General features: G+C 69.8%; 19 protein-coding genes and 2 tRNA genes. 16 read left to right on the forward strand and 5 right to left on the reverse strand.

Annotated features, from left to right (window positions below; translation table 11 throughout):
• Positions 1-275 precede the first annotated feature (275 nt).
• Entirely contained in the window at positions 276-743 is a 468-nt protein-coding gene (locus tag ABZ671_RS19350) for an NUDIX hydrolase (RefSeq protein WP_357859552.1), read from the reverse strand.
• 24 nt (positions 744-767) lie between these two features.
• The gene (locus ABZ671_RS19355; RefSeq protein ID WP_357859555.1) at positions 768-1,991 is read right to left on the reverse strand and encodes a helix-turn-helix transcriptional regulator; all 1,224 of its coding nucleotides are present in this window, start codon (positions 1,989-1,991) and stop codon (positions 768-770) included.
• Positions 1,992-2,374: 383 nt separating this feature from the next.
• Between ABZ671_RS19355 and ABZ671_RS19360 the strand changes: the two genes are divergently transcribed.
• The 3 genes from ABZ671_RS19360 to ABZ671_RS19370 all read left to right on the forward strand — a co-directional run bounded on the left by ABZ671_RS19360 (position 2,375) and on the right by ABZ671_RS19370 (position 3,941).
• Complete coding sequence (locus tag ABZ671_RS19360) at positions 2,375-2,632, forward strand: hypothetical protein (protein WP_357859558.1); 258 nt, start codon at positions 2,375-2,377, stop codon at positions 2,630-2,632.
• Positions 2,625-2,867, forward strand: coding sequence for a hypothetical protein (locus ABZ671_RS19365; RefSeq protein ID WP_357859560.1), 243 nt, complete (start codon positions 2,625-2,627; stop codon positions 2,865-2,867). Before ABZ671_RS19360 ends, ABZ671_RS19365 begins: the two co-directional genes overlap by 8 nt.
• 348 nt (positions 2,868-3,215) lie before the next feature.
• Positions 3,216-3,941: a GntR family transcriptional regulator gene (locus ABZ671_RS19370; protein ID WP_357859563.1), complete on the forward strand. Its 726-nt coding sequence runs from the start codon at positions 3,216-3,218 to the stop codon at positions 3,939-3,941.
• Here ABZ671_RS19370 and ABZ671_RS19375 read toward each other — a convergent pair whose 3' ends face one another.
• Positions 3,942-4,493 carry a hypothetical protein gene (locus tag ABZ671_RS19375; protein WP_357859566.1) on the reverse strand — a complete coding sequence of 184 codons (552 nt, stop codon included), beginning with the start codon at positions 4,491-4,493 and terminating at the stop codon, positions 3,942-3,944.
• A 145-nt stretch (positions 4,494-4,638) separates the two neighbouring features.
• Between ABZ671_RS19375 and ABZ671_RS19380 the strand changes: the two genes are divergently transcribed.
• The 7 genes from ABZ671_RS19380 (at position 4,639) to ABZ671_RS19410 (ending at position 10,784) form a co-directional block, all read left to right on the forward strand.
• Entirely contained in the window at positions 4,639-5,067 is a 429-nt protein-coding gene (locus ABZ671_RS19380; RefSeq protein ID WP_357859569.1) for a hypothetical protein, read from the forward strand.
• A gap of 164 nt (positions 5,068-5,231) precedes the next feature.
• A complete protein-coding gene (locus tag ABZ671_RS19385) occupies positions 5,232-5,459 on the forward strand; it encodes a hypothetical protein (RefSeq protein ID WP_357859572.1) in 228 nt (75 codons plus the stop codon).
• The gene (locus ABZ671_RS19390) at positions 5,450-6,799 is read left to right on the forward strand and encodes an FtsK/SpoIIIE domain-containing protein (RefSeq protein ID WP_357859576.1); all 1,350 of its coding nucleotides are present in this window, start codon (positions 5,450-5,452) and stop codon (positions 6,797-6,799) included. Before ABZ671_RS19385 ends, ABZ671_RS19390 begins: the two co-directional genes overlap by 10 nt.
• A gap of 79 nt (positions 6,800-6,878) precedes the next feature.
• Positions 6,879-7,532 carry a DUF2637 domain-containing protein gene (locus ABZ671_RS19395; protein ID WP_357859580.1) on the forward strand — a complete coding sequence of 218 codons (654 nt, stop codon included), beginning with the start codon at positions 6,879-6,881 and terminating at the stop codon, positions 7,530-7,532.
• On the forward strand, positions 7,529-9,316 hold the full coding sequence (locus tag ABZ671_RS19400; RefSeq protein WP_357859583.1) for a replication initiator: 1,788 nt from the start codon (positions 7,529-7,531) through the stop codon (positions 9,314-9,316). The genes ABZ671_RS19395 and ABZ671_RS19400 overlap by 4 nt, the downstream gene beginning before the upstream one ends.
• 20 nt (positions 9,317-9,336) lie before the next feature.
• A complete protein-coding gene (locus tag ABZ671_RS19405) occupies positions 9,337-9,555 on the forward strand; it encodes a helix-turn-helix domain-containing protein (protein ID WP_357859586.1) in 219 nt (72 codons plus the stop codon).
• A complete protein-coding gene (locus ABZ671_RS19410) occupies positions 9,555-10,784 on the forward strand; it encodes a tyrosine-type recombinase/integrase (protein ID WP_357859588.1) in 1,230 nt (409 codons plus the stop codon). The genes ABZ671_RS19405 and ABZ671_RS19410 overlap by 1 nt, the downstream gene beginning before the upstream one ends.
• Before the next feature lie 53 nt (positions 10,785-10,837).
• On the opposite strand, the gene ABZ671_RS19415 is transcribed toward ABZ671_RS19410, so the two are convergent.
• Positions 10,838-10,911, reverse strand: a tRNA-Gly gene (locus tag ABZ671_RS19415).
• A 240-nt stretch (positions 10,912-11,151) separates the two neighbouring features.
• Here ABZ671_RS19415 and ABZ671_RS19420 point away from each other — a divergent pair.
• From ABZ671_RS19420 to ABZ671_RS19445, 6 genes are all read left to right on the forward strand, one after another.
• A tRNA-Pro gene (locus ABZ671_RS19420) sits at positions 11,152-11,225 on the forward strand.
• A gap of 145 nt (positions 11,226-11,370) precedes the next feature.
• Positions 11,371-12,717 carry a trigger factor gene (gene tig / locus ABZ671_RS19425; protein ID WP_357859591.1) on the forward strand — a complete coding sequence of 449 codons (1,347 nt, stop codon included), beginning with the start codon at positions 11,371-11,373 and terminating at the stop codon, positions 12,715-12,717.
• 173 nt (positions 12,718-12,890) lie between these two features.
• The gene (locus tag ABZ671_RS19430) at positions 12,891-13,532 is read left to right on the forward strand and encodes an ATP-dependent Clp protease proteolytic subunit (protein ID WP_357859594.1); all 642 of its coding nucleotides are present in this window, start codon (positions 12,891-12,893) and stop codon (positions 13,530-13,532) included.
• A gap of 14 nt (positions 13,533-13,546) precedes the next feature.
• Positions 13,547-14,209, forward strand: a complete 663-nt coding sequence (locus ABZ671_RS19435; protein WP_357859597.1) for an ATP-dependent Clp protease proteolytic subunit — start codon at positions 13,547-13,549, stop codon at positions 14,207-14,209.
• Positions 14,210-14,423: 214 nt separating this feature from the next.
• Positions 14,424-15,719, forward strand: a complete 1,296-nt coding sequence (gene clpX / locus ABZ671_RS19440; RefSeq protein ID WP_357859600.1) for an ATP-dependent Clp protease ATP-binding subunit ClpX — start codon at positions 14,424-14,426, stop codon at positions 15,717-15,719.
• 71 nt (positions 15,720-15,790) lie between these two features.
• The gene (locus ABZ671_RS19445) at positions 15,791-16,588 is read left to right on the forward strand and encodes a carbon-nitrogen hydrolase family protein (protein WP_357859602.1); all 798 of its coding nucleotides are present in this window, start codon (positions 15,791-15,793) and stop codon (positions 16,586-16,588) included.
• A gap of 4 nt (positions 16,589-16,592) precedes the next feature.
• On the opposite strand, the gene ABZ671_RS19450 is transcribed toward ABZ671_RS19445, so the two are convergent.
• Positions 16,593-16,820, reverse strand: coding sequence for a hypothetical protein (locus ABZ671_RS19450; RefSeq protein WP_357859605.1), 228 nt, complete (start codon positions 16,818-16,820; stop codon positions 16,593-16,595).
• Between the last annotated feature and the right edge of the window lie 556 nt (positions 16,821-17,376).

The raw sequence follows: 17,376 nt of genomic DNA on the forward strand, positions 1-17,376 counted from the left end.
CGCGACCGCCGCCAGCTCGCCGACGCGGCCGGCGTGCGCTCCCCTACGCCGCGCGGGCTCGTGGCCGCGCGGCCCGGCCGGCTGCCGGCCCACCACACCACGGTCAACGCTGCTGTCGTTCTGCGGCGGCCCTCCGGGCTTCCCGCTTTCCACGCCAGCCGCCGGGTGTCAGGCGTGACGGCCGCAGAGCGACAGCGGCAGCGGCCGGCACGCGCCCAGGCGGCGGCGCGTGCGGCCCGTCAAGGGCCGCCTTGAGCGCGTATCGAGGGTGTGGGCTAGGTGGCGGTGCCGTGCTCTACATACATGGCTCTGCCGTTGCTGCGCGCTGCTATCGCTGCACGGATTCTGCGAGCGAGCCGCGCCGGGCCATGGTCTTCCAGGGCATCTGCGGCCACGTAGCGCCATTCGGTGAGTTCCCCGTCTACGAAATGGATCGCGCGTTCCTGCTCGGCGGTGAGAGATCCGGCGTCGAAGACAAAGAGGAGCTTGTCGCCCTCGTGCTCCGCAGGTGCCCAGTCGACGACCAGCATGGGGCCAACCGTAGTGAGAAGGCCAAGCTCCTCTTCGATCTCACGCACACACGCCGCGCGCGGTGACTCGCCGGGCTCGACGTAGCCGCCGGGGATGTCCCAGTGCTTCTTGTAGCTGGGGTGTACGAGGAGCACGCGGCCTTCGTCGTCGAAGAAGAGGGCGCCTGCGGCGACGCGTGGGGTTGCCATGGGTGGCATCTCGTTGGCCGTCACCAGGGCAGCCTAGATGGGCTGGGTTCAGTCGAGCACCTTGAGCCGGCGGGCCAGGCTGACCAGTTCGGCCGAGGGCTTGCCGCGCTGCCGACGTATCCAGGTCAGGACGAGTTGCCGGCTGAGGAAGTGGTGGCGGACCTGTTCGGGTGCCATTTGCTCGGCGTCGAGCAGCACGGCCTGGGCGTCGTCCACTCGGTTCCACGAGCTGTAGGCGCGGGCGACTTCGAGGGCATGCCGTACGCGGCGTTCCATCGGTAGGCCGGCGGTGTCGACGCGCGGGCCGAGGTCGATGGCGACCTGGACATCGCCCAGTTCGGCGGCGGTGGCGACGCGGTGGATGGCGACGTTGGTCGGGCCGAATGCGGTCCAGAGGTGGTTGGCGTCGGCTTCGAGCTGGCCGGCGGCGTGGTCGGCTGCGGCGAGGAAGGCGCGGGTGGTGCCGGCGTCGTTGGAACGGGCGGCGGCCATGGAGCCGGACAGGAACAGGGTGCCGTAGACGGAGAGCAGCGCTGGTGTGGCGTGCTTCAGGTGGGGCTCAAGGTAGCCGGCGGCGTCCTCGGTGAGGCGTACGGCTTCGGCGTAGCGGCCGGTGGCGTGCAGGGCGTGGCCGACCGAGCGGAACAGCGAGCCGGTAACGACGGGATCGCCGGTGGGCCGGACGGCGGCGAGGCCGCGGTCGGCGGCGATCCAGGCGAGGTCGGCTTGCCCGAGCTTTGTGAGCTGGGTCGCGGCCAGTTGGTACGCCAGGCCGAGCAGCCGGCGGGCCTGGTCCTGGTCCTCACCGTCGTAGTGGTCGGCGGCGGCCTGGGCGCGGTCGAGCAGGTCGGGTAGCCGGCCGGTGACGTATCCGAATCGCGAGTCCTGGTAGGCGTCCCAGAGGGTGCCTACCTCCTTCTTGAGCACGGCGACGGCCGGCGGCTGGGCGTCGGTGGCGCCGCCGAACGGGGCAATGGCGCGGTAGTTCATCAGGGCGGCGCGCAGGGCGGGCACGGTCTCGGTGCCGCTGTCGCCGGTCCAGTCGAGCAGTGAGGGCTCGCCGAGCAGGTCGCCGAGGGACACGTCCAGGACTTCGGCGAGCGACTTGATGACGGAGAGCCGGTCCAGCTCGATCCGATTGTTCTCGACCTTGCCCAACCAGTCGGCGGTACGGCCGATGAGTCCGGCCAGAACTTCCTGCGACAGGCCGCGCCGTCTGCGATACCAGGCGACGCGCTCGCCGATGGTCAGGGTGTTGGTGGTCCCGTTCACCGGTTCACTGTCTCCCCTCGGCCGGCGGCGACCCCGGAAGGATTTTCCGGGTTGCTGGGCGGTTTGTGCCAGAGCCTGTGTCCATGACGGGGCTCAACGTATCGACCAACTGCCAATCCTGCTCCGGTGCGGGCTGGAAGTACACCCTCGCCCGGACCGACATCCGGGCGCTGGGGCGGGGTTCGGAGCGGACTCGTTCCCTGGCCCGGCGGTCCTGCCTGGACTGTGCCGGCTCCGGTCGTACGGCGAGCTGCTGAGGCTGGCCCGGGGTGGGTGCTGGCGTGTGGCCGCGACCCGAACGACGACCTGTGAATGGCCCGCCCGCCCCGGCGCCCCACAAACCGGCATCTCCCCGGCCTGGCGTCCCAGCGCCTGGGGACCTGGTGCTGATCGACGGTCGGGCGTCGGTGCAGTTCGGCGGTGACCGTGCCCTGTGGCTGCGGGTGGCTTCGGTCTGCGACAAGCCGACGTATGACGGCTGGGTGTGGCTCACGGGTTACTCGATCGACCTGGGTACCGGCAAGGCGCTGGCCCGGCGGGAGGTCTTCGTGCAGATCGCCGGGCTCCAGATCCAGCCACCCACAACCGAAGGCGCGCCGCCTCGCAACGTGGCGCCGGTGATGAGGAGGCGCGGTGTTTGACATTCGGGTACGGCTCGGCGCGGTGCTGCGGATCGACGCAGCCGACCGCTACCAGCCGTCTGACGGGCCGGTGACGTTGTGGGTGACCGGGGTGCGGCTGGTGGTCAACCGTCCGGAGCGCGAGCAGTGGATCTGGGTAGAGGGGATCAAGCTGAGCCCGGGCGGCTGCCGGGGATCGCAGGCGCAGATTCTGGTACGCGCGAGCCTGTTGCCGCCGGCTGGGTCGGCCCGATGACCACCTACCTGTCGGCCGGCGCACGCGACCAACTCCGCGCGGCACAGGCACAGCTTGACCAGCACACGCCGTCGAGCGCGGACGGGCGCTGCGAGGGGTGCGGCGAGGCAGGTCCGTGCCCGCAGCGTCGGGCGGCCCTACGGGTGTTCGGCCGGTACGGCTGCCTGCCGCGCCGATGGCCCGGCGCCACTCGGCCAGAGCTGGTACGCGCTCCTTCATCCTGGTCGGGATGGCTGGCCGCAGCGGTCGAGCGTGTGACGCCGAACGGCTGAGCTGACTTGTTCTGTCATGCAAACAACTCATAAGCTGCTGTGATTCATGCAGCGTTCATAGGTGGGGTGGCCCGCGATGGCGTACGAGATTCCGACGCCGAAATATCTGCGCGTGTTGAACACGCTGCGGAAGCGCATCGAGGATGGCGACTACGCGCCCGGTGCGGCACTGCCGTCGGAGAGCCAACTCTGCACGGAGTTCGGGGTGTCCCGCCCGACCGTGCTCAAGGCGCTCGGCATCCTCAAGCAGGACGGCTGGATCGAGTCGCAGCAGGGCAAGGGCAGCTTCGTACGCGGCCGGCCCGCTTCCGGTCGAACCTCGCCCGGCTACGCCCGCGACGCCGTCGCGCTAGACGAGACCGGAGAGACGGAGATCCTGCACGTCGGCCCGGTGCTCGCCTCTCCGCGGATCGCGGCCGAGTTGAAGATCCCCGAGGGCACGCCGGTCTACGAGCGGCGCCGCCGAACCGTCTCGGAGGTGGGGCCGGTGGACCTGGTCGCCACGTTCGTGCCGGTGGACATCGCGGTCGGCACCGACATCACCAAGCCTGACCCGATCCCGGGCGGCCTGCTCGACCTCATCGCGCGTCACAAGGGCCTACGGGCCGACTACGCCACCGAGCGGATGACCGCCCGCCGGGTGAGCCAGGAAGAGGCCGAGGCCCTGGACGTGCCGGCCGGCGAGTCGGTGATGAGCATCGTTATCACCGTGCACCAGGCATCCGGGGAGCCCATCATGACCTCGATCCTGGTCATGCCCGGCAGCCGCCACGAGATCGAGGACACCTACGCCCTGAGCTGATCAGCTCCACTCGTCGCCGTAGAAGTCCTCGTCATCGTCGTCTGGTGGCAGCGGCGCCTGCCACCAGAGGTCGACGAGGAACTTCTCCATGCCGTCGAGCTTGCGCAACGCGGACGCGAGCACGTCGGATGGCTCACCGCGAAGCTCGGCATAGGCCGCTGTGATCGCCTTGTCGGCGGCCTCCCGATCCCTCCACTGCACGCGGACGCCGTAGACGCCGGCTCCGGTGGGGAGCTGGATCTCCGTCGCCGCGCCGGCTGCGATCTGCTCGACGGTGAGTTGGCCGGTTGGGCAGTGCAACTCAAGCTGTCGGCAACCGTCCCAGGCGCCGCCGTCCGGTTCGGGGTCGGCGGGCCAGAGTCGTATCTCAAGCCCTGCCACGTGCGAGAGCGCGCGGACCGTCAGTTGGTACGTGGACGCACCGGCAACCGAATCTCCCTGTGCTGCCTTCAGGGATTCGCCCTCATCGCCGGCATCGCACCATACGTCCCGCAGGACAAAGTGGCCGTAAAAGATGTAGACGTGTACATCGTGCACAGCTAGCGGCTTCATGCCGACTTAGGCTGCCACCATCCCCCGACATATGAACCGACCTCATTAGACCTTGCCTGTGTTTACAAGCTGACGTAACTTGTTAGCTCAACCGGTTGTCAGGTTGGCGACTGGTGAGGCTAGGAGGCTGTCCAAAGTGGTTCCGATGACGTTGAAGGTGCCGGTTCCGTCCGAGTACGTGTTCCCCGCTGGGGCGCTGTGCCTCGGGGTGTCGCCGCAGATCGACTTCGAGCGGCGGGGCGAGGCCGACAACCAGGCGCGGGACAAGGAGACCGGCGAGCGGGTCTGGGTGGTGCGGGTGATGGACCTGGACCCGGAGGCCGGGAAGTTCGGCCGGTCGACCGAGGTGAAGGTGAAGGTGGTCGCGGCGCAGCAGCCCGTGCCGCCGGCGTCGACGGTGCCGGGCTACCCGCCGGCAGTGGAGTTCGAGGGCCTGACCCTGACGCCGTACGTGGATTCGCAGCGGTGCAAGCCGGGCCGCTCGTCGGGTGAGTGCCGATCCCGGATGGCGTATTCGCTGCGGGCTACCGCGATCCGCCCGGCGTCGTCGGTGCCGGGGTCGGTGGCCGCCTGACCACTGTCGTTGCGCGCGGGGCGGGCCGTTTCCCCGCCAAGAGTCCCGGCCCGTCCCGCGCTCTCCCATCCCTCACGTGTGAAGGAGGGCGTGATGCCCACCGTAGTTGCCCCTTCCCTCATGTCCTCGCATCGCCGCCGCTGCTCGTCGGGGTGGTGGTCCTGATGTCCCGTACCCGTCTCGTCGGTCTGCGGCACGCCTACCGAGAGGTGGAGGCGGCCGTCCGCTCGGCGCTGCGGTTGGCACCGGCTTCGGCGCGGGTGTACGCCATCCGCTGCCCCCGTTGCTGCCGCTGGGTGAAGCCGCGCCGGTTCGACATGCGACGCATGTCCTGCCGCTCGTGCATTTCGACCCTGGGCCGTCCGCACCGGGGCGGTGACCTGTGCCTCTGATCAACATCATTCCCGGGGAGAAGATCCCCGTGGCGCCGATGAACGTGCGCCTTCCGGCGTGGCGGATTCCGGGCTGGCTGCTGCTGTTCTGGTGGCTGGCCCGGGGCCTGTTCCGGCTCACGGTGCTGGCGGTGCGGTACTGGTGGCTGACCGCTCCGGCCGTGCTCGCCCTGTGGCTGCGTGCCGAGTACGGCAGCTTGGTCCTGGTCGGCGTGGTCCTGGCGGTGGTGGCCGGCTGTGCCGGGTGGTGGCGGTGGCATCCGTCGTCGTGGCTGCGGTTCGGCTGGTACCCGCTCGTCAGCCGGGTGCGGGCGCTTGTTGTGTACCGGCGGCGGTGGGCGTCGGTAATGGCGACGTGCGGGCTGGCGACGGCGTTCGCCGGTGACCGGTACGTGCCACAGCTCCTCAAGGTGCGCTGTGACCGGTACGGCGATGAGCTGACGGTGCGGATGCTGCCGGGGCAGATCCCGGACGACTGGGGGCAGGCCGCGGAACGCCTCGCGTACGCCTTCCGCGTCCAGCAGGGCCAGGCACGCTCGATAGGCCGGCCGGATCGGGTGGTGATCCGGTTCATGCGCCGTGACCCCCTCGCCGGCACCGTGGCGCCCCTGCCGGTGACCGAGGTGCCCGACCTGGGCGGGCTACCCCTCGGCGTCTGCGAGGACGGGCAGGCGTATCGGCTGCGGCTGGCCGGCTCGCACGTGCTGATCGCCGGGGCGACGAACTCTGGCAAAGGGTCGGTGCTGTGGTCGCTGATCCGCTCCCTGGCCGGCGGTATCCGGTCGGGCCTCGTCGAGCTGTGGGCGTTCGACCCAAAGGGCGGGATGGAACTCGCGGCCGGGGTGCCGCTGTTCGCCCGGTTCGCCTACGACGACCCGGACGGCATGGCCGGCGTCCTGGAAGAGGCTGTGAAGAGGATGCGGCTGCGGGCGGCCCGGCTGCGCGGAGTGACCCGCCAGCACGTACCGACGGTGGAGGAACCACTGATCGTCCTGGTGGTCGACGAGCTGGCGGCACTCACCGCCTACATCACGGATCGGAAGGTCCGCGACCGGATCAAGGAATCCCTCGGGCTCCTGCTGTCGCAGGGCCGGGCGGTCGGCGTGCACGTGGTCGCGGCGTTGCAGGACCCGCGTAAGGACGTGCTGCCGTTCCGGGACCTGTTCCCGACCCGGATCGGGCTGCGGCTGACCGAGGCCGAGCAGGTGGACATGGTCCTCGGCGACGGTGCCCGCGACCGGGCGCACTGTGCGACCGCATCTCGGAGTCGTCGCCCGGCGTGGGGTTCGTCGTCCTCGACGGCGTCCGCGAACCGGTGCGGGTGCGGTTCGCCTACCTGACCGACGACGACATCCGCCAGCTCGGCCGCGACTACCGCCGGCTCTGCGACATCGACACCGACAGGCAGGAGGTGGCCCGGTGAAGACGAACGCGGACCGGGTGGAGGGCGTGGTCCTGGTGCTCATCGTCCTCATCGTCGGCGGCCTGGCCGGCGCGGCGTCGTTTACCCACGTCCACGACTGGACCATGGTCAACTCGCCGACCGGCACGGGGGACTGGTTCGGCTGGGCCAACGCTGCCATCTCCGAACTGCTGCCCCTGGCGGCGCTGCTAACCATCCGGCGGCGCCGCCGTACCGGCGGCCCGATCGGGTATCCGATGTTCCTGCTGCTCTGCGCCGTCGCCCTGTCTCTCGCCGCGCAGCTCGCCGTCGCCAAGCCCGGCCTGTCCGGCTGGCTGCTCTCCGCCGTGCCGGCGCTGGCATTCCTGGGCCTGTCCAAGCTCGTCTTCTCGGCCACCCCGGCACCGTTGCCCGTCGACGAGCCGGCCGGCGAGAGCGGCCGGGCCGAAGTGGCCGCCGACTCCTCTGACGGCCCGGCACCCTCCGATGGCACCGACGAGAGCCAAGCGGTGACGGTCATCCCGGATGCCACCGACGAGCAGCCGCGACCGGCGGTGCTCCGCCCGGTCCCGGCCGTGCCGGTGGAGCGGCGGCCCGGTCTGGTGCCCGTGCCGGCGGCGGCGTTCGTGCCCCGCAACGGCACCCCGCACAGCGTGGAGCGTGACCGGTGAGCCAACTCGAACTGATCCCACCCGCGATTCCGGCCGTCGAGCAGCCGCGGCCGGGGTCGCGGGCGGACCGGATGCGCAAGCCCCTCGCGAAGGAGGCGCTCAAGCAGCTCGCCGAGCAACACGGCGTCTGCGTCCGTCCCCTGGCCCTGCGTCGCACCGACACCGTCACCGGGCTGACCGAGGTTGTCGAGGTGCCCTGCGGGGCGACCCTGGCGGCGAAGTGCAAGCCGTGCGCCGAGCGGGGCCGGCGGCTGCGAATCCAGCAGATCCGTGAGGGCTGGCACCTCGCCGACGAGCCAGCCGTCCGCCCGGACAAGCCGGGTGAGGATGTGCTCGCCCTCGTCCGGGTGCGGGCACATCTGGAGTTCGAACGGGAAGCGGTGCAGTACCAGCCGATGACCCCCGATGAGCGGGACGCGCACCTGGCCGAGATCGACGCCGCGATCGCCGAGCTGGACGAAGCCCTCGCCGAAACCAGCCTGCGCGGCCACCTCACCCCGAAAGAGCGCGACGAGCGGCCCCGACGCAAGCGCTCAACCCGGCGGCGCCAGGACACACCCGACCTGCCCCGGCTGCCCGTCGACCCGCGCACCGTCGGCCGCGCCTACTCCGGCCGGACCGGCAAGACCCACCGCCCCTCCATGCTCATCACGCTGACGCTCGGCTCGCACGGGCCGGTGCACTCCCACCTACGGCGCGGCGCCTACGTCGCCCCGTGCGAGTGCGGCCAGCGCCACGGCCCCCACGATGACGTGCTCGGCACCCCGGTCGACCCGGCCAGCTACGACTACCGGCGGGCCGCCCTTGATGCGATCCACTTCGCCCGGGTCCTCGACCGCTGGTGGCAGAACGTCCGCCGGGCCGCCGGCTGGAACGTCCAGTACGCCGGGGCGGTCGAGCTGCAACGACGACTCGCCCCACACGCGCACTTCGCCATCCGTGGCACCCTGCCCCGACGGCTGCTCAAGCAGATCGCGGCGGCGACCTACCACCAGGTGTGGTGGCCGCCCTTCGACGAGCTGACCTATCCGGTCGACAAGCCGCCGGTCTGGGACGTCGACCAGCAGGCGTACGTCGACCCGAAGACGCGCGAGCCGCTGCCCACCTGGGGCGAAGCCCTCGACGCCCTGGAGGAGCCCGACAGTCGGCCCGCCTACGTCGCCCGGCTCGGCCGGATTGACGCCAGAGGCATCGAGCAGGGCACCCGCGACGCCGAACGGTCCATCCGCTACGTGACGAAATACGTCACCAAAGACCTGACCGACCAGGCCCGGCCACGCTCCGACGCGCAGAAGGCGCACTTCGACCGTCTGCACGCCGAGCTGTCCGTCCTGCCCTGCTCGCCGACCTGCGCGAACTGGCTGCTCTACGCCGTCCAGCCGGACGGGGGCAAGGCGGGCTTGACGCCCGGCCGCTGTACCGGGAAGGTCCACCAACGCTCCACCCTCGGCTTCACCGGCCGGCGCGTACTGGTCTCCCGGCAATGGTCCGGCAAGACCCTCGCCGACCACCGCGCCGACAACCGGGCCTGGGTCCGCGCCATCCTCGCCGGCGGCATGGCCGACACCCCCGAACACGATCAGGCCGCCGATGAGGCAGACGGACCAAAGCGGTACCGGTTCGAACTCGCCCGGCCCGAAGACCCCGACGTGCCACCGCTGGAACACCGGCTCCTACGAGCGGTCTCCGCGCGCATTCGCTGGCGTGCCGACCTCGACACCGCCCGGCTACGAACAGCCGCCGCCGTTTCGGCAACCGATCAACCCGCCGCGCTCGCGGCCTGAACCCCTGGAGGAGCAACCGCATGGATGACGAGCTGTTGACCGCGGATGAGGTCGCCGCTCGCCTGAAGGCAACCCCGCGATTCGTGCGCCGGCTGGTCGCTGAGCGGCGGATCGCGTTCGTCAAGGTCGGTCGGCTGGTGCGCTTCGAGGCGTCGGCCGTAGCCGCGTACATCGAGCGCAACCGGGTCGTGCCGATGACCCGGGCGCACCTGCGTGACTACCTGGGGGAGGTGGCCTGATGGCGGCCAGCAAGGGCCGGCGGCGTTTCGGCAATGTGCGTCGACTCCCGTCCGGGCGGTTCCAAGCGCGGTACATCGGCCCGGACGGGTTGGAGCGGAAGGCGCCGCACACCTTCGACACCGAGCGGCAGGCAGGCAAGTGGTTGACCGTGGTGGAGTCGGAGATCATCAAGGGGGAGTGGGCGGCCCCGGAGTCGGGCGAGATCAAGCTTGAGGTGTACGGCCGAAAGTGGATCGCCGAACGGAAGCTCCAGCCCCGTAGCCGGGAGAACTACGAAGACCTGTTCCGGCTGCACATCTGCCCGCACCTCGGCGCGCTCGCCCTGGGCGCGATCAAGCCGCAGACCATCCGCACCTGGCGTAGGACCCTCCTCGACGGTGGCACGACGGAGCCGCAGGCGGTCAAGGCGTACTCACTCCTTCGGGCGATCCTCAACACCGCCGTCAAGGAGGACGAGCTGATTCGGCAGAACCCCTGCCGCATCCCGGGCTATGACCGCTATCACACTCCGGAGCGGCCGGTGGCGACTGTCGCCCAGGTGCTGGCGCTCGCCGAGCGGATGCCGGCCCGGTTCTCCGCGCTGGTGGTCGTCGCCGCGTTCTCCGGGCTGCGCTGGGGCGAGCTGGCGGCGCTGCGGCGCTCGGATGTGGACCTGGCGGCGGGCACGGTCCGGGTGCCGCGCAAGCTGGCAGCGCTGCGCAACCGGATGGAGTTCGGCCCGCCCAAGTCGGAGGCGAGCAACCGTACGGTGACGCTGCCGGCGGCGGCGCGGACCGCAATCACCGAGCACCTGGCCGAGTACGTGGGGGAGGAGCCGGACGCGATGGTCTTCACCGGGGACAAGGGGGCGGTGCTGCGTTCCGGCAACTTCCGGCGGGCGGTCGGCTGGGCGGCGGCGCTGCGGGCGACTGGCATGCCGGCGGGGTTCCACTTCCACGACCTGCGGCACACCGGCAACAACCTGGCGGCGGCGACCGGGGCCAGCACCCGGGACCTGATGCACCGGATGGGCCACGCGAGCATGCGGGCGGCGCTGATCTACCAGCACGCGAACAGCGAGCGGGACCGGGAGATCGCCGACGGGATGGACCGCCGGATCGCCAAGCAGGCCAAGCGGGCAACGGCGTCGGCCAAGGGCACCGCCAAGCGGCCGGCACGCGAAACGGGCTCGGACGGCACGGCCGGCGCTACTGGCACGCCAATGGCACGCAAGATCGAAGACGCTTGAGACGAGAGCGGCCCAGGTTCGGCGATTGTGTCGCTGACCTGGGCCGGAAGTGGTGGAGCGGGCGACGGGAATCGAACCCGCACCGTCAGTTTGGAAGACTGAAGCTCTGCCATTGAGCTACGCCCGCAGGCACCCCGCTGTCGTGGGGCGCGCCCGACAGCCTACCCAATCCCGGAACCGGACGCGCAGCCCCGTACCGCCTCCCGTCTCCGGACGCCGCGCCCCAAGATCCGCGCAACTTCCCGGAAATAGGGGTCTCCCAGCGCCGGGAGGCCACCATTTCCCTGAAGTTGCTGCCTCCCGAGCCGCCCCGGCACGCCCCGGTGGCCCTCCGCCGGGTCCGGACGGCATACACTTCTCGTCGCAACGGGGTGTGGCGCAGCTTGGTAGCGCACTCGCTTTGGGAGCGAGGGGCCGTGGGTTCAAATCCCGCCACCCCGACTGTCGTTCGCGGCCGGGTCGTCCCGGGCATCGCCGTTTTTCCACGCGGTGCCCGGCCTGCTGCCGAGGCAGCAGCCCGGCTCGCCTACACTCGATGCGCTAAATCACGCCCAGCCTCAACTGAGATCCGTCAAGGAGTACGCCTGTGAAGAGCACCGTCGAGACTCTGAGCCCGACGCGCGTGCGGCTCGCCATCGAGGTGCCGTTCGTCGAGCTCGAGCCGAGCCTCAAGAAGGCGTACCGGGAGATCGGCCAGCAGGTCCAGGTTCCCGGCTTCCGCCGGGGCAAGGTTCCTGCCGCCGTGATCGACCAGCGGGTGGGCCGGGGCACCGTCCTCAACGAGGCGGTGCAGGAGGCGATTCCGCAGAACATCCTCGCCGCGGTCCGCGAGCACGACCTGAAGACCCTGGGGCGCCCGGAGGTCGAGATCACCGAGTTCAACGACGGTGACTCGCTCAACTTCACCGCCGAGGTTGATGTCCGCCCGGAGCTCACCCTGCCGGATCCGGCCACCATCGAGGTGACCGTGGACGAGCTCCAGATCGCCGACAGCGAAATCGACGAGCAGGTCAACGGCCTGCGCGAGCGGTTCGCCACCCTCAAGACCGTCGAGCGGGCCGCCCAGGAGGGCGACTACGTTCAGATCGACCTGAACGCCACCGTCGACGGCGAGGAGGTGCCGGGCGGGCAGGCGAGCAACATCTCGCACGAGGTCGGCAGCAAGCAGCTCCTGCCGGGCCTGGACGAGGCCCTGGTCGGCGTGGCCGCCGGCGAGAGCGCCACCTTCACCACCCAGCTTGTCGGCGGCGACTTCGCCGGCCGTGACGCCGAGGTGGCGGTGACCGTCCGCACGGTCAAGGAGAAGGAGCTGCCCGAGCTCGACGACGACTTCGCGCAGCTGGCGAGCGAGTTCGACACCATCGAGGAGCTGCGGAACGACCTGCGCGAGCGGGTCACCCGGAGCAAGCAGGTCGAGCAGATCTACGCCGCCCGCGACAAGGCCCTCGAGCAGATGGTCGCCGCCGCCGAGGTGCCGGCGCCGGAGGGTGTCGTCAAGGACGAGGTCGAGAGCCGCAAGGCCGCCATGGTCGACCAGCTCGAGCGCATCGGCGCCTCCCTCGAGGAATACCTCGCCGCCGAGGAGAAGACCGAGGAGCAGATCGACGCCGAGCTCACCGAGGCGGCGACCGAGGGCATCAAGATCCAGCTCCTGCTGGACACCCTCGCCGACGCCGAGGACGTCCAGGTCTCCGACGACGAGTTCGGCCACGAGATCGTTCACCGCGCCCAGCGTGCCGGCATGGCCCCGCAGCAGTACTACGACCAGCTGGTCCGCGCCGGCACCGCCGCGGCCGTCTTCGGTGACGTGCGCCGGGGCAAGGCCCTCGCCTCGGTGATGGAGAAGATCAAGATCAAGGACGCGGCCGGCAACGAGGTCACCCTCGACGCGCTGCGCGCCCAGAACGAGGCCGAGCACAACCACGAGCACTGATCGTCGGGTGTCGGCCGCCGTCCCTCGCTGCGCGCTGGGCGGCGGCCGAAACCCTTTCCGGGGTACGCCTTCAGCCCAACTGCGCTGAGAGCGAACAGTGCCCCGACCGGGAGTACGCCCCCCGGCTGAGCGGTTAGTGTCGGGTAGGACGGTACGGAGAGCGAAGGGCTGCCATGACCGACATGCACATCCCAGCGAAGCCGCTCCGGGCGATCGAGGCCCGCGGTGGCGACAACATTGGCAACCTCGACGACTCGGTCTACAACCGGTTGCTCAAGGAGCGGATCATCTTCCTGGGCAGCGAGGTGACCGACCAGGTCGCCAACCGCATCTGCGCGCAGCTGCTGCTGCTCGCGGCGGAGGACCCGGACCGCGACATCAACCTCTGGATCAACTCGCCGGGTGGCTCGGTCTACTCCGGCATGGCGATCTACGACACCATGCAGTTCATTGACAACGATGTGTCGACCGTGGCGATGGGCATGGCGGCCTCGATGGGTCAGCTGCTGCTCTGCGCGGGCACCAAGGGCAAGCGCTACGCGCTGCCGCACGCGCGGATCATGATGCACCAGCCGTCCGGCGGCGTGGGCGGCACCGCCGCCGACATCGCGATCCAGGCCGAGCAGATGCTCTACACGAAGCGCATGTTCCAGGAGCGGGTCGCCTTCCACACCGGCCAGACCCAGGCCCAGATCGAGGCGGACTCGGACCGCGACCGCTGGTTCACCGCCCAGGAGGCCATGGACTACGGCTTCATCGACAAGGTGATCACCGGAGCCGCCCAGGTTCCGGAAGGCGCCGGGACCCTGAGCTGACCGAGGAGCTGACGATGACCGACCTGAGCCTGCCGCCCCAGTTCGCGGCCGTGCACAACCGCTACATTCTGCCGTCGTTCGTCGAGCGCACGTCGTACGGGATGAAGGAATCCAACCCGTACAACAAGCTCTTCGAGGACCGGATCATCTTCCTCGGCGTCCAGGTGGACGACGCCTCGGCCAACGACGTGATGGCCCAGCTGTTGACGCTTGAGGGCACCGACCCGGACCGCGACATCATCATGTACATCAACTCGCCCGGCGGTTCCTTCACCGCGATGACGGCGATCTACGACACCATGCAGTACGTCCGGCCGGACATCCAGACCGTCTGCCTGGGCCAGGCGGCCAGCGCGGCGGCGGTGCTGCTCTCCGCAGGCACGCCGGGCAAGCGGATGGCGCTGCCCAACTCGCGGATCATCATCCACCAGCCGGCCACCGAGGGCGGCTACGGCCAGGGCTCGGACATCGAGATCCAGGCTCGGGAGATCCTGCGGATGCGGACGCAGTTGGAGACGATGCTCTCCCAGCACTGCAACCGCCCGGTCGACCAGGTCCGCAAGGACATCGACCGCGACAAGATCATGACGGCCGAAGAGGCCAGGGAGTACGGGCTGGTCGACACCATTCTGACCAGCCGCAAGAAGGGTCTTCTGGCGGCGCACGCCGCGAGCTGAGCCGTGCTGGGTCGGAGGTCGGCTAGGACGGGTGGCTCCTGGCCGGCCTCTGACACACCCGTTTTGGGGGTCGGAGAAACCTCCGCCAGCGGGTAACGTCGGGTCTGTACCGCTTCGCTGGGTCGGAGCGGCGGGTGAGACGACAGACGGACGGGCGCCCGGCGCCCGCAGGTCAGGGCCGGCGCTCCGGCCGACGAGTGCAGGGAGAACGTAGGTGGCACGGATCGGTGACGGCGGCGACCTACTGAAGTGCTCCTTCTGCGGCAAGTCGCAAAAGCAGGTCAAGAAGCTCATCGCAGGCCCCGGCGTCTACATCTGCGACGAGTGCATCGATCTCTGCAACGAGATCATCGAGGAGGAGCTGGCCGAGTCCGGCGAGGTGAAGTGGGAAGAGCTTCCCAAGCCGATGGAGATCTGCCAGTTCCTCGACAACTACGTCGTCGGCCAGGAGCAGGCCAAGAAGGCGCTCGCCGTCGCGGTCTACAACCACTACAAGCGCATCCAGGCCGACGCGACCGGCGCGCCGGGTGCCGGCAACGACGGCGTCGAGCTGGCCAAGTCCAACATCCTGCTGCTCGGTCCCACCGGCTGCGGCAAGACCCACCTGGCGCAGACCCTGGCCCGGATGCTCAACGTGCCGTTCGCGATCGCTGACGCGACCGCTCTCACCGAAGCGGGATACGTCGGCGAGGACGTGGAGAACATCCTCCTCAAGCTGATCCAGGCGGCCGACTACGACATCAAGCGCGCCGAGACCGGGATCATCTATATCGACGAGGTCGACAAGATCGCCCGCAAGTCGGAGAACCCGTCGATCACTCGGGACGTCTCCGGCGAGGGCGTGCAGCAGGCGCTGCTGAAGATGCTCGAGGGCACGGTGGCGAACGTGCCGCCGCAGGGCGGGCGCAAACACCCGCACCAGGAGTTCATCCAGATCGACACCACCAACGTGCTGTTCATCTGCGGTGGTGCCTTCGCCGGGCTCGACCAGATCATCGAGTCCCGCACCGGCTCCGGCGGCACCGGCTTCGGTGCCCGGCTCCGTTCGGTCTCCGAGCGGTCGACCGACGACATCTTCAGCCAGGTCATGCCGGAGGACATGCTCAAGTTCGGCCTGATTCCCGAGTTCATCGGCCGACTCCCGGTGATCACCAACGTGCGCAGCCTCGACCGGACGGCGTTGGTCCGGATCCTCACCGAGCCGCGCAACGCACTGGTCCGGCAATATCAGCGCCTCTTCGAGCTGGACGGCGTCGAGCTGGAGTTCGACCAGCCCGCGCTGGAGGCCATCGCCGACCAGGCCATGCTCCGGGGCACCGGTGCCCGAGGCTTGCGCGCGATCATGGAGGAGGTCCTGCTCTCCGTGATGTACGAGGTGCCGAGCAACCCCGACGCCGCTCGCGTGCTGATCACCCGCGAGGCGGTCCTGGAGAACGTCAACCCGACCATCGTGCCTCGCGAGTTCACCGGACGTCGGGCCCGTCGGGAGCGCGAGGAAAAGTCGGCCTGACCGGTTCAAACGGCGGCCGGCGGGCAACCGAGCCCTGTCGCCAACCGTCGTGCGCCCGTACGCTGAGCCCCATGCGCGTCGCCGTCTGTCAGCTCAACGCCCGCGACGACCGAGCGGCCAACCTCGCCGCCGCCGAGTCCCTGCTGGTCAGGGCCGCCGCAGCCGGCGCCGACCTCGCCGTTCTTCCGGAGTACGTCGACTACCTCGGCCGCGCGGACCGGATGCCGCCGGCCGAGCCGGTCGACGGGGTGGTGGGGCAGTTCTTCGCCGGGGTGGCCCGCCGGCTGAACATGTGGGTGATCGCCGGCTCGTTCCACGAGGCCGGGCCGGACCCGGACCACACCTGGAACACATCGCTGGTCTTCGACCGCACCGGCGCGCTCGCCGCCAGCTACCGCAAGATCCACCTGTACGACGTCGAGATCCCCGGCCGGGTTTCCTACCGGGAGTCGGCGGACGTCGCCGCGGGCGACCAGCCGGTGGTGGTCGACGTCGAAGGCCTGCGGGTCGGCCTCTCGATCTGCTACGACCTGCGCTTTCCCGAGCTCTATCGGCAGTTGGCCACTCAAGGGGGCGCCGAGCTCCTCGTGGTGCCCGCCGCGTTCATGATGCACACCGGCCGGGACCACTGGGAGATCCTGCTCCGGGCCCGGGCGATCGAGAACCAGTGTTTCGTCGCGGCTGCCGGTCAGACCGGTGACCACGAGCCGGGCCGGACCTGCTTCGGGCGCAGCATGGTGGTTGACCCGTGGGGGACGGTGCTCAGCCAGGTCCCGGACGGGCCGGGCCTCGCGGTGACCGACCTGGACCTCGACCGGCTGCGGACGATCCGCGCCGAGTTGCCCAGCCTCGCCAACCGGCGGCTCTGACCGGTCAGCTCTCCAGCAGTACGCCGACGACCGTGAAGCCGGCGATCGCCAGGGCGGTGATCAGCAGCGCCGTGGTCATCCGGGAGGGGCCGCGCCGGGCCAGGCGTCCCACCGACATCAGGACGACGAAGAGCACGAAGCCTCCGATGACCAACTGCCAGAACGGCATGAGCAGGCCGAGCAGGGTCTCCGCGGCGAGCGTCGTCACCGGGAACCGCGACACGTCATCCATGCCAGACACTCTGGCACGGGCCGGGCCGTCGGTGGCTCCCTTCGATGGCTGGCATCCGTTGTCGGCCGGCGGGAGGGGCGCGACCGAATACAGTGACAGACCTTGATTTGCCTTCTCCGGGCCGTCCGCGTAACTTTCTCTCTGCACGAGGGAGGCCGGACAAACCGGCTGACAGCGGGCACCAGGCTCGTGGCGGAGACGCCGAGCGAGGCTGAGGATTCGGGCGGTGCGAAACACTCCGAGAAACACGGAGTTGCGAACGCGAAGCCGACCGGGTAGAGTTCGGAAGCCGGCAGGGAGCCGGGCGGGTGGCCGCGAAAGCGGCGACCGGCCGGTCCGCCGGAAACCACGACAGAAGCGACCGCCAGATATGGCGTGCGTCAGCGTGGATCGGCTCGAACAAAGTTGATCACCTCTGGTAAGGTTGACAGCGAAGTTTGAACCGAGTAAGTTAGAGAGGTTGCCCCGGATGGGGGTCCTGCGGTGCGGGGCTTTCGGATGGTGTGTGGTTGTTCTTTGAGAACTCAACAGGGTGCTTGATAAGCCAGTGCCAAAT

Origin of the sequence: Micromonospora sp. NPDC006766 (assembly GCF_040636055.1) — a bacterium.
Lineage (GTDB): Bacteria > Actinomycetota > Actinomycetes > Mycobacteriales > Micromonosporaceae > Micromonospora.